The 12,210-nt window shown below is 38.6% G+C and carries 12 protein-coding genes; 9 read left to right on the forward strand and 3 right to left on the reverse strand.

Annotated features, from left to right (window positions below; all coding sequences use genetic code 11):
* Positions 1 to 7 precede the first annotated feature (7 nt).
* Positions 8 to 904, reverse strand: a complete 897-nt coding sequence (gene gnd / locus ACTWP4_RS12850; RefSeq protein WP_443129397.1) for a phosphogluconate dehydrogenase (NAD(+)-dependent, decarboxylating) — start codon at positions 902 to 904, stop codon at positions 8 to 10.
* A 144-nt stretch (positions 905 to 1,048) separates the two neighbouring features.
* On the opposite strand from gnd, the gene ACTWP4_RS12855 reads away from it, so the two are divergent.
* Positions 1,049 to 1,903: a MurR/RpiR family transcriptional regulator gene (locus ACTWP4_RS12855; protein WP_443129175.1), complete on the forward strand. Its 855-nt coding sequence runs from the start codon at positions 1,049 to 1,051 to the stop codon at positions 1,901 to 1,903.
* 125 nt (positions 1,904 to 2,028) lie between these two features.
* On the opposite strand, the gene bioB is transcribed toward ACTWP4_RS12855, so the two are convergent.
* Together bioB and ACTWP4_RS12865 are read right to left on the reverse strand one after the other, a co-directional pair.
* Complete coding sequence (gene bioB, locus ACTWP4_RS12860; protein ID WP_443129176.1) at positions 2,029 to 3,039, reverse strand: biotin synthase BioB; 1,011 nt, start codon at positions 3,037 to 3,039, stop codon at positions 2,029 to 2,031.
* A 1-nt stretch (position 3,040) separates the two neighbouring features.
* A complete protein-coding gene (locus tag ACTWP4_RS12865; RefSeq protein ID WP_443129177.1) occupies positions 3,041 to 3,649 on the reverse strand; it encodes a biotin transporter BioY in 609 nt (202 codons plus the stop codon).
* A gap of 259 nt (positions 3,650 to 3,908) precedes the next feature.
* Between ACTWP4_RS12865 and ACTWP4_RS12870 the strand changes: the two genes are divergently transcribed.
* The 8 genes from ACTWP4_RS12870 to ACTWP4_RS12905 all read left to right on the forward strand — a co-directional run bounded on the left by ACTWP4_RS12870 (position 3,909) and on the right by ACTWP4_RS12905 (position 12,121).
* The gene (locus ACTWP4_RS12870) at positions 3,909 to 4,193 is read left to right on the forward strand and encodes a hypothetical protein (RefSeq protein ID WP_443129178.1); all 285 of its coding nucleotides are present in this window, start codon (positions 3,909 to 3,911) and stop codon (positions 4,191 to 4,193) included.
* A gap of 11 nt (positions 4,194 to 4,204) precedes the next feature.
* Positions 4,205 to 5,710, forward strand: coding sequence for a solute symporter family protein (locus tag ACTWP4_RS12875; RefSeq protein WP_443129179.1), 1,506 nt, complete (start codon positions 4,205 to 4,207; stop codon positions 5,708 to 5,710).
* Positions 5,703 to 7,457 (forward strand): LytS/YhcK type 5TM receptor domain-containing protein, encoded by a 1,755-nt coding sequence (locus ACTWP4_RS12880; RefSeq protein WP_443129180.1) that lies wholly within the window; start codon positions 5,703 to 5,705, stop codon positions 7,455 to 7,457. Before ACTWP4_RS12875 ends, ACTWP4_RS12880 begins: the two co-directional genes overlap by 8 nt.
* Positions 7,454 to 8,188, forward strand: coding sequence for a LytR/AlgR family response regulator transcription factor (locus ACTWP4_RS12885; RefSeq protein ID WP_443129181.1), 735 nt, complete (start codon positions 7,454 to 7,456; stop codon positions 8,186 to 8,188). Before ACTWP4_RS12880 ends, ACTWP4_RS12885 begins: the two co-directional genes overlap by 4 nt.
* 251 nt (positions 8,189 to 8,439) lie before the next feature.
* Positions 8,440 to 8,715, forward strand: a complete 276-nt coding sequence (locus tag ACTWP4_RS12890) for a DUF4212 domain-containing protein (protein ID WP_443129182.1) — start codon at positions 8,440 to 8,442, stop codon at positions 8,713 to 8,715.
* Between the two features lie 32 nt (positions 8,716 to 8,747).
* Positions 8,748 to 10,421 (forward strand): sodium:solute symporter family protein, encoded by a 1,674-nt coding sequence (locus ACTWP4_RS12895; RefSeq protein ID WP_443129183.1) that lies wholly within the window; start codon positions 8,748 to 8,750, stop codon positions 10,419 to 10,421.
* 38 nt (positions 10,422 to 10,459) lie between these two features.
* The gene (locus tag ACTWP4_RS12900; protein ID WP_443129184.1) at positions 10,460 to 10,909 is read left to right on the forward strand and encodes a hypothetical protein; all 450 of its coding nucleotides are present in this window, start codon (positions 10,460 to 10,462) and stop codon (positions 10,907 to 10,909) included.
* 351 nt (positions 10,910 to 11,260) lie between these two features.
* The gene (locus ACTWP4_RS12905; RefSeq protein ID WP_443129185.1) at positions 11,261 to 12,121 is read left to right on the forward strand and encodes a DMT family transporter; all 861 of its coding nucleotides are present in this window, start codon (positions 11,261 to 11,263) and stop codon (positions 12,119 to 12,121) included.
* The last annotated feature ends 89 nt before the right edge of the window (positions 12,122 to 12,210 follow it).

A 12,210-nucleotide genomic window follows, 5' to 3' on the forward strand; every position in this document is an offset into this window, starting at 1 on the left:
AATTTTTTTAGACTTTAGTTACAGCATGACCACCGAATTCATTGCGGAGGGCTGCCACTACTTTTCCTGTAAATGTGTCATCTTCTTGTGATCGGTAGCGCATCATTAAAGCCATCGTAATCACAGGGGCAGCCATCTCATAGTCAAGTGCTGTCTCAACTGTCCACTTTCCTTCTCCTGATGAGTGCATAATGCCTTTCATTTGCTCGAGGTTTGGATCTTTTCCAAAAGCATTTTCTGTTAATTCCATTAACCATGAGCGAATAACAGAGCCGTTGTTCCACACTTTGGCAACCTTTTCATAATCGTAAGCAAAAGGGCTTTTATCTAGAATATCAAAACCTTCTGCAATAGCTTGCATCATACCGTATTCTATCCCGTTATGGACCATTTTAAGAAAGTGACCGCTTCCAACTGGGCCAGTATATAAATATCCATTCTCAACCGTAAGGTCTTGAAAAAGTGTTTCTATCTTTTTAAATTCCTGCTGATCTCCGCCGATCATTGTACAAGCACCACTTCGTGCACCATCCACACCACCGCTTGTACCACAATCAAAGAAGTGGATGCCTTTCACATTACAAGCTTCTCCTCGCTTGATGGAATCCTTATAATGAGCATTGCCACCATCTATAATACGGTCACCGCTTTCAAGCTGATCTAATAAAGATCGAAAAACTGTTTCTGTAGCATCTCCTGCCGGTACCATCATCCAAACTGTGCGAGGTGCTGATAAGCGATTAACTAATTCTTTTATCGTTTGAGCGGCCTCACTACCATCTGAAGCAATGCGTTGTAAGGCTTCTTCATTTGTGTCATGGGCAACAACTGTATAATTTTTATTTATTAGATTTAGCGATAATTGGTATCCCATTTTCCCTAAACCTATCATGCCTATTTGCATCATTACCAATCCTCTTTCGAAAAAATTTTCGTTCTTCATACATTATACGAAAAAAAATTCTTTTTTCAACCGTTTACAAAAAAATATTTTTTTCGTACACTAATCTTGTATAATAAAACTAAACGTTGTTTCAGGAGAATGCTAATGAGAAAAAGAGATCAAACATGTTTAGAAAAAGTACGAAGAAACTATCCGAGGTTTAGTGTGACAGAAAGAAAGATTGCTGATTACATCCTAGAAAATCCGAATCAAATCATTCATTCTTCGATTAATCAGCTTGCGGAGGATTTAGATGTTGCAGATTCAACCGTTTTTCGTTTTTGTAAGCGGATAGGTTATAAAGGTTATCAAGCAATGAAAATTGCATTAGCTTCTGAAGTAGTGTCCTCTATTCATCATATTCATGAAGAAGTGGATAGCAATGATGCGATTGATACCGTGGCCACAAAAGTGTTTCGTACCAATATTCAAACCTTGGAAGAAACATTAAAGATTATAGATGAAGAACAATTACAAAAAGCAGTAAATATATTATTGTCTGCTCGTCAAATTCACTTTTTTGGTAGTGGAGGCTCCAATACAGTAGCGTTAGACGCTTACCATAAGTTTATTCGAACTGGATTACCGGTTCAAGCTGTAGTAGATACCCATTTTCAATTGATGGCAGCTTCACAGCTTGATGAGAAGGATTGTGCAGTGCTCATTTCTCATTCAGGGTCATCGAAGGATATTTTACATATTTTAAACGTGTTGAAAAAGAATCAAGTAAATACGATCGCGATTACCAATTTTGCGAAATCAACATTAAGTGAAGCGGTACATATTCCACTATATACAAGCTCTGGAGAAACCGATTTTAGAACAGAAGCATTTTCTTCCCGCATTGCCCAGCTTACATTAATTGATTTATTATATGTGAACGTATTGATGAACAGGGGAGAAGAGGGGCAAGAAGCACTCAAAAAGATGCGTGAAGCTATTACCGTGAAAAGAATATAGAGAATGAAGATCTCGTCCATCCAACTTGTAAGTTGCTGAAAACCAGTACTTTACGTTTTTTAACGCTTGTGATAACGAAAATAACACCTAGAGCCCCTCTAGGTGTTTAATCTTCAGAGCTATATTTAAAAAACTAATCCTATAGAATCTTCTTCTTCCGTGGTGACATAATCAATTTCAAACCCTAGATCCTCTATCATTTTGTGGTCTTTTAAACCAGCTTGTCCTTCAGTTGTTAGGTAATCACCTATAAAAATAGAATTAGCTGGATAAAGCCCTAATGGTTGAAGGCTTCTCAAGTTAACTTCTCTTCCACCAGATATACGAATTTCTTTTGTTGGATTGATAAAACGAAATAAACAAAGAACCTTTAAACAATACGTTGGGGTCAATTCATTTGTTCCCTCTAGTAATGTCCCGTCAATCGCATGCAGGAAATTGACAGGGATTGAATCAGCATTCAGCCTCTTCAATGCTCGCGCCATTTCAATAACATCTTCTTTTTTCTCCTTCATGCCAACAATAACACCCGAACAAGGAGAGATTCCAGCTGCTTTGGCTGCGTTTACTGTTGCTACACGGTCATCGTAGCTATGACTTGTTGTAATATTATCATGATGATTTTCTGAAGTATTAATATTATGGTTGTAGCGATCAACACCAGCCTCTTTTAACTGGTTGGCTTGCTCTGGTTCTAACAGTCCTAAGCATGCACAAACTTTAATGTCGTAATTTTGTTTGATCTCTTCAACAGCTGAAGTTACCGTATCAAGCTCCCGTTTAGAGGGTCCTCGACCACTAGCTACAATACAATATGTACCTGATTTTAGTGCATGCGCTCTTTTAGCACCTTGGATAATCGTCGCTCTATCCATCATTCGATATTTTTCAATGGGGGCGGTCGAATCTCTTGATTGTGCACAATAGCCACAATTCTCAGGACATAGACCTGATTTAGTGTTGATAATCATGTTGAGCTTTACTTTGTTCCCATAGTACTTTTTGCGAACTTGATAGGCACTATGTAATAGATCTAATATTTCATCGTTTGGACATTCTAAAACGGCAAGTGCCTCCTGATCCGTTATTTCGTCTCCTTGGAGTGATTTATTTGCTAATAATTCCCAATTCATCATGTTATCCTACCTTTATATTTTGCTGGTTTCGAATTATACTTTTTGAAATGAAACTTTTTTCAAGGCGATGAGCAAATATCCCTGCCCCTATAGCTAGCAAGATATCCTTAGGTAATGGAACAGCCAACCAATACCAGATTAGTTTGTAAGAGAATCCTTCAGGTGCATCAAACCAAAGAAGATAAGCTGCATACATCCAATTAGCACCAAAGAGATAATTGATAGTCATCGCTATTAATGATGCAGTGATATAGATAGGGAAGCTTCGTTTCTTCTCTACAAGTTTACCAGCGACATATGCTATTAATATAAAGGAAACAATGAAACCGAAAGTTGGTGATAAAAGAGTTGAAACCCCACCTTTGAATTGGGCGAAAATAGGTGCACCAGCTAGACCCAATAACATGTACACCGACATAGAAATGACACTCAAGCGACTTCCCAGAATGAGTCCCGCTAGTATAGCAAAAGCAGTTTGTAAGGTAATTGGCACACCCCCTATAACCATGAAAGGTGCAATCGATGTAATGTTTGCTCCTACTGCCATTAGGGCAACAAATATACTGCCAATTGTAAGGTCAAGTGCTGTGAAACGTTTGTTATTTTGCATTATTTTCCTCCTTTCCAAAAATAGAGTAAATGAAAAACATCTTATTGTCAACCGTTTTTATTTAATGGTTAACGTATGGTGTTTTATATGATGTGAAATCTAATGAACAAAATAACAGTGAGGTCGGGAAAGTCCGAATTGCTTTCCAGAACAGTCGAACTAAGGTCTTTCTTTAACAAAATTGACATAATTATACATGCTATCTTATAATTGCATACTAGAAAGGCAATGAATTTATTCCTGCTCGAGGAGGTTTAGGGTGACAAACAGTCAGAAAAATGAAAACGCTTTCGAAGAAGTGGCTAATATAAGAAAAAAACATCGTATTCTCGTCGCTGTTGCTGCTAGCATTATTCTTTTTTATATATTAGTCCCATTTGTATTAACGATATTTATTTCAGAAGACACATCGTATTTTCTTACATTTGTATGGGTTTATCTTTTCATTTTATTTATCCTGACGTGGGGAATAGGATTATGGCATTACATTTTTATGAGAAAATTTGAACCTACTAAAGAAGCAAAAGAGAAACAGACGTATTAGGGAGATGGACAATGAATTTCACCTATTTTATTTTTTTCGTAGTTATCGTGATTGGTACGCTGGTCATCACCCATTGGGCAGCAGAAAGGAGCAAAACAGCCCATCAATTTTATGTAGCGGCGGGGAGTCTGTCAGGAATGCAAAATGGTATGGCGATTGCTGGTGATTTCATCAGTGCTGCTTCATTCCTTGGCATTACTGGATTAATAGCACTCTATGGTTATGACGGATTTTTGTATGCTACAGGTTTTCTTATTTCGTATATCATATTATTACTACTGATCGTAGAACCGGTTCATCGCCTTGGTACCTTTTCGGTGGCAGATGTAGTCACAGCACGCTTTCCGGGAAACAGGATGAGAGCTGTCGTAGCTATCAGTGGTATATGTATTTCGGTCTTGTATATGATTCCGCAGCTGGTAGCTTCCGGTTTATTGATCCGTCTCTTACTTGGAGTAGATTTTCGTGTAGCAGTATGTATTATCGGTGTTTTAATGACGGTCTATGTAGCGTTTGGTGGAATGCTAGCGACATCTTGGGTACAAATTATAAAAACTGTACTGCTGATGGGTGGAACACTGATGGTTGTATTTATTCTGTTGTCCTGGATGAATTGGGATTTCATTGGACTAGTCAATGGAGCGGCTCAGCAGAGTCCACATGGAAAATCGTTTTTTTATCCTGGAAACTTGTTCACTAATCCGGTGGAGAAAGTCTCGCTCACTTTAGCTTTAATGCTCGGAACATCCGGTCTTCCACATATACTAATTCGATTTTTAACAGTGAAAAATGTCAAACAGGCATGGGTTTCCGCCATGTCAGCCTCGTGGATCATCGGTTTGTTTTATATGATGACACTCATTTTGGGAGTGGGAGCCATTGCGCTAGTCGGGAGTGAAACATTAATACAGGCTGATTCGAGTGGGAATTTGGCAGCCTTATTACTGGCAGAGGTGGTAGGTGGAGACTTTCTGATTGCCTTTGTAATGGCGGTCGCCTTTGCTACTATTATTGCTGTTGTGACCGGTTTGATTTTTGCCGCCACCTCTTCATTTGCACACGATATCTATTATCATCTCTGGAAGAAGAAAAAGGTCGTAGAAAAAAAGCAGCTCCAGGTCGCTAGAATCGTAGCTGTTGTGATCGGGGTATTATCGATTCTTTTATCAATAGGAATGGAAGAAAGTAATGTAGCTTTTCTTGTATCGATTACCTTCGCAATTGCCGCTTCCACCCTATTTCCTTTACTTATCCTCACTATTTATTGGAAACAATTTAACAGAAGTGGAGCCTATGCAACGCTCTTTAGTGGTTTTTTGATATCTCTTATTCTAGTTGTATCAGGTCCAGAGGGAATTGGAATTTTTCCACTTTCCAATCCTGGTATTCTATCCATTCCAGTTGGCTTTGCCGGGGGTGTGATCGGTTCATTAATAAGGAAGAAGGATGAGCAAAATTATGATGAATTGTTGTTAAAACTTTACAGCGAAAAACAGGAGGCTATTTCACATGATTGACCTCACCATTGTTTTGTTTGAGCGGATCGGTTTGCTTCTGCTAGCAGCCTTTATGTTAACACAGATTCCAGGTTTCCGTTCATTACTGGACCGGGATATAGCAATCGACACCGTTATTTACCTTGCGCTTGTTTTCGGTTTTATTGGGATATTAGGGACACACACCGGTGTTTTAATCCGAATGGATACATTAGCACTTGAATCAAGATTTACGGATGTAGCACCAAATGAAGTGCTGATCGGCTTCAGTATGGTAGTGGTCATGATTGCCGGATTACTCGGCGGACCGTACGTCGGGCTTGGTACAGGGATTATAACAGGTATTTATCTTGCATTTATCGGTGGTGAGGCTTGGGTTGCTAATAGTGTGATTAACCCTCTGGCAGGTTTAGTTACAGGGTGGACAGGACAGTTTTTTTCAGATGAGCGGGTCATTGCACCAGGGAAAGCGTTGTTTATCGGTATGTTTCCACCAGTTTTACATATGGGGATGCTTTTGATTTTTATATCCGATCAAGAAAAAGGGGTAGAACTAGTCAACACAATTGGTATACCACTAGTTATTACAAACGCAGTAGCCCTTGCGATTTTTACGATGGTAATCCGAGCTGCACTTAATGAAACGGAAAGAGAAGCAGCGATTGAAACAAACCGTGCATTATCCATTGCTGAAAAAGCACTCCCTATTCTTCAGGATGCTTCGCTAATCGGAAATGCAGACAAAATGGCGAAACTTCTATATGAGGAACTCGATGTTGCTGCTATTGCCATTACGGATAAAGAGAAGGTTCTCAGCCATGTCGGTCTCGGTGATGATCATCATCGTTTAGGGGAGCCACTTAAAATGAGATTATCGCAAAAAGCACTTGATACAGGAGATATCCAGGTTGCTTATGACAAAGAGGGGATTCAATGTCGTTTTGAAGCCTGTCCACTGAAAACTGCCATTATGGTACCAATTTACCGTTCTGGTGAGATAATTGGTCTAATTAATTTATATTTTCGCCATTCCCAGCAGATTCGGGCTGTTGAAATAGAACTTGCTAAAGGTCTTGGAACCATTATTTCTAATCAGATTAGCGGGTTTGAGGCAGAAAGGATGAAAGAACTCCTCAAGGAAGCGGAAATAAGAAATCTACAGGCACAGATTAATCCACATTTTCTATTCAACACTTTTAATCTGCTCCATTCCCTGATGAGAGTTAATCAGGAAAAAGCACGTCATATACTAATACAGCTCAGTCACTATATGCGGTCTAATCTAACCATTGCCAGCAAAACACTAATCCCCTTGAAAGATGAGCTGGCACATGTCAATGCCTATGTAGAAATTGTTACTGCACGGTTTATGGATCAGTTAGTCGTAAATAAATTAATTGATCAGGATCTGGAGGAAGTACTGATACCTCCTGCAACACTGCAACCTCTTGTTGAAAATTGCATCCAGCATGGATTAAAGGATAAACAGATGAAAGGTAGAATAGAATTAATTATAACTAGAAAAAAAGATTGGGTATTCATAGAAGTAAGGGACAACGGTAAAGGTTTTTCAAATGATATGTTAGCTTTAGTTGGCACAGAACCGATTGATCAGAAGAATGGTAATGGTACTGCCTTATATAATATTAATGAACGGTTAAAGGGAATTATGGGAGAAGAAAGTAGGCTACACTTTCGAAATCTTCCCGAAAAAGGAAGTTCTGTTACTTTTAAAATACAAGTCAATACAGAGGGGTGGCAAAAATGAAGTTTCATGTTATGATTGCTGAAGATGAACGTCTGGGACGTGAAGAATTGACATACCTGCTTGAACAGGAAGAAGATGTAACGTTGTGCCCAAGCGCAGAGAGTGGAGAACAATTAATCCAATTATACCATGAGTATAAACCAGATGTTCTTTTTCTAGATATTCATATGCCTGGTCTTACCGGCTTAGAAGCGGCGGAGACATTACGTAATGAAGAAGGATATGAGCCGGTAATTGTATTTACTACAGCCTATGATACCTATGCTGTTCAAGCTTTTGACCTTCAAGCGACAGACTACTTATTGAAACCATTTGACAAAGCCCGTTTTGACATCGCAATGAAACAAGTACGAGAAGAACTTATGAAAAAGCAAAATAAGCGACCAAAAATAGATAAGCTTATCATTTCAATTGATAAAAAAATGGTAGTTATTGACCCGTTACAGATCGGCTATGTAGTGCGAGAAGATAGGCAACTGCTAGTACACATGTTAACGAATGAAGTCATTGAAACTAGAATGAATCTAAAAGAACTGGAAGAAAAATTACGCGCCTTTCCTTTTTACCGACCACATCGAAGTTATCTAGTAAATCTTGATGCGATTGAGGAGATAATCCCATGGTTTAATGGCGCCTATAATATTGTCATTAAAGACAAAAATAAATCGCAAGTGCCGATGAGTCGAACGGTAGCAAAAGAATTTTTCGATGTCCTACAAGGTTTAACATAACTATTCGGACAACGAATTCAACATTTTAAACAGAAACACCTACATTTTAAGGAAATCTCGAAATTGAATTAATTATATGTAATATACTAAATACAAATGTTAGAGTATTTAGTATTTTTTTATGGATTCAAAAAGGATGGGATTTGAAGTCATAAAAATAAGATACGCTTATCGAGATAGTAGGATGATTTTGTAAGCGTTTTCTATTTACTCTAACATTAATAAAAAGCGGGAAAGGATGGGAAAAGTCCATGAATCAAACACTTAATGAAAAACAGAGATGGTATTGGAAGAAAAATATCAAGTTGATCATAAGTTTACTTGTTGTTTGGTTTCTAGCTGGCCTTGGCGCGGGAGTTCTATTTGCTGAACCACTCTCCAATATCAAATTTTTTAATGTAACTTTATCGTTTTGGTTTGGGCATCAGGGCGCAATACTGATATTCATCGTTTTAATACTGACGTACGCACTTCGTATGGATAAACTCGATAAACAATATAAAGAAATGATCAAGGATGGGGATTAGAAATAGTTAAGAAGTTATAAGGAGGGGTTTCCATGAGTGTAGAAGTCATTACGATTATTTTAGTACTTATTACGTTTGCTGTTTACACGGGGATTGGTTGGTGGTCACGGGTTCGTGATACTTCGAACTTTTATGTTGCTGGACAGGGAGTTCCAACTGTTGCGAATGGTGCAGCCATTGCCGCCGACTGGATGTCTGCCGCATCTTTTATTTCGATGGCAGGTTTAGTAGCATTTTTAGGTTATGACGGAACGATTTATTTAATGGGTTGGACCGGGGGATATGTACTATTAGCATTATTGTTGGCACCTTATTTACGTAAATTTGGAAAGTTTACGGTTCCTGACTTTATTGGCGACCGTTTTTATTCAAATGGTGCTCGAGCGGTAGCGGCAGTCGCAACGATTTTTATCTCACTTACGTATATTTCCGGGCAAATGCGTGGTGTAGGTATTGTCTTCAGCCGTTATCTGCAGGTTGATATTGTCATTGGAGTATTAATCGGAATGGCGATTGTCGGATTTTTTGCATTATTAGGTGGAATGAAAGGTGTAACCTGGACACAGGCTACTCAATATTTTGTTATTATTATCGCTTTTTTAATTCCTGCGTTTGCCATTTCTTTTCAGTTAACAGGCAATCCTATTCCACAGCTTGCCTTAACTAGTAGCGATATTGTCGATCGTCTAGGCCAGATTCAAGTAGATCTAGGTATGACGGAATATATGGCCCCGTTTACAGATTTGTCTATGTTAAATGTTTTTATGGTTACATTAGCTTTAATGGCGGGGACTGCTGGACTTCCCCACGTTATCGTTCGTTTCTATACGGTTAAAAGTGTACGTGCAGCACGTTGGTCAGCGGTTTGGGCAATCATCTTTATTGGACTTCTTTATTTAACGGCACCTGCAGTTGGTGCGTTTGCTAAATATAATTTAATTGATACGATAGCAGATAAACCAATCGAAGAAGTTCAAAGTATAGAGTGGGTAAATAAATGGGAAACCACCGGTCTCTTGCAATTAGATGATGCAAATGGTGATGGAGTGGTGAATTTTACTGGTGGAGAAGATAATGAAGTTGTCATTGATGGAGATATTATCGTGTTATCTACTCCAGAAGTAGCAAACCTAGCTCCTTTTATTATTGCATTAGTTGCTGCCGGGGGACTGGCCGCAGCCTTATCCACTGCATCAGGGCTATTAATTACAATGACAAGTGCTGTTTCACATGATATTTATTATCGGATTTTTAATAAAGATGCTTCTGAATCACAAAGATTGCGAGTTGGTCGATTTACATTACTGATTGCACTGGCCATTGCAGCTTATGTCGGTATTAATCCCCCGGGATTTGCTGGAGAAGTTGTAGCGCTTGCCTTTGGTTTAGGTGCGGCAAGTTTGTTTCCGGTAATTCTTTTAGGTATCTTTGACAAGCGGATGAATAAAGAAGGAGCGGTCGCAGGTATTATTACTGGTTTGAGTTTTACTTTGATCATGATCGGAGCGATACTCTCGCAGTCTATTATTGGAACCGACGAACCAATTTTAGATAGCTTCTTTGGTATTAATGCGCAAGGTGTCGGAGTAATTGGGATGTTGCTAAACTTTATCATTAGTTTTATTGTTTCACGAATGACTCCGGAACCACCAAAAGAGATCCAAGAATTAATTGAAAATGTACGTGCGCCAGAGCTTGATGAGTAAACTGTTATGAAGATCAATCGGTAGAAAGGAGGAAACAGATGAATTGGACACTAGTCTTAGCTGGTTTATTAGTGATCTTGTATCTCTTTCATCCCTGGATGAATATGAAAACTTTTCAAAAGGTAATAGGGATCACCCTGTTTCTTGAGATCTTTTATTTGACTGGATATTATCTGATGGAATGGCCATTTCCTACGCCGATTGTTCTTGTGCAACTTTTTGTTGTATCAGGAATGGGAGTTGCTTTAGGTGTATTTTTCTCCCGGATTTGGCCACTACCACTTGAAAAAGGTTTTGAACGGATTTTTCGGACATTCCTGATCGCTATCCCTTCACTCGGATTCGGAATGGGTTTACAAGTCATTCTTCAGGGAGCACATGCAACACAGGCTATTTATTTAATCTTTGCTTTTGCAGCATGGCTTGGATCGGGAAGGTTTGTTAAAGCGGTTATAGCTCCTAATAAAAGAATAGAGGGGTCGACATAAGGGAAATGGGCTTTCCCATAAGTTATAGAAATTGACTTATGGGTAGCCCATTTTTTGTGCATATTATCGATCTTGCACCAGGTATTTAATAGCACTTCGTCGAATAGAGCCATTCTAATCGACGAAGTGCTTCGAAATATTCAGCAGAACGTCGAATAGAGTTAGTCTAATCGACGAAACGCCCTGAAATATTCAGCTAATCGTCGGATAGAATCTGTTTATCCGATGTTACCCATGCTTTTTCCTAGAATTGTTAAAATAGATTTGGATTTGGTATATAATAGAAATTGCCAGCATATTGTTGAACGGTTCACTTTGAAATCAAGAGATGTGAGGACAGGTGAAGGTTATATGAGTCACCGGAATGCTATTATACTTATATTGATTGCAGCTGTACTTTGGGGAACAACAGGTACCGCACAAAGCTTTGCACCATCTTCTGCACATCCCGTTGCAATAGGAGCGATTCGCTTAGCTATCGGTGGCATAGCTTTATTAGTATTAGTAGTCATACAAGGGAAGTTTTATATCAGAAACTGGCCGAAGTGGATCACATTTTTGGCTGCGTTGGCAATGGCAGCTTATCAGCCACTGTTTTTCTCTGCGGTATTATGGACAGGTGTAGCAGTAGGTACAGTAGTAGCAATTGGGAGTGCTCCGATATTAGCAGGAATTATGGAATGGTTATTCTATCGAATTATTCCTGATCGACGGTGGTGGTTAGCGACTATTTTGGCGATAACAGGTTGCTCATTGCTAGTCTCTAATGATCAAGCAGTGGCGATATCTCCATTAGGTATCTTAATGGCTGTTGGAGCAGGTTTATCCTTTGCAACTTATACCTTGTTTAGTAAAAAATTATTGGAACAACATCACTCGGAGGTAGTTGTTGCAGTGGTTTTTACTTTAGCTGCTATTCTTTTATCCCCGATTTTATTATTATATGATTTCACTTGGTTACTACAAACGAACGGTATAACAGTAGCATTACATTTGGGAATTTTAGCAACAGCAATTGCTTATTTAATCTTTTCTCGTGGTTTGATAAGAACTTCTGCAGCAACGGCTGTGACACTATCACTTGCAGAACCACTTACTGCAACTGTTCTTGGAATGGTTATTGTAAAGGAAAATATCACTACTCAAATATTGCCAGGTCTAATATTAATATTTACATCATTAGTTTTTTTATCATTTCGAAAATCTTCATAGTTTATTAATAAACTATGAAGATTTTTGCTACTAAAAGAGCACTTGTATCGATTATATGTAATACTATGCTTATTCTTGTACATAATAAA

The sequence above is a fragment of the Gracilibacillus sp. D59 genome (assembly GCF_052246695.1).
GTDB lineage: Bacteria > Bacillota > Bacilli > Bacillales > Amphibacillaceae > Gracilibacillus.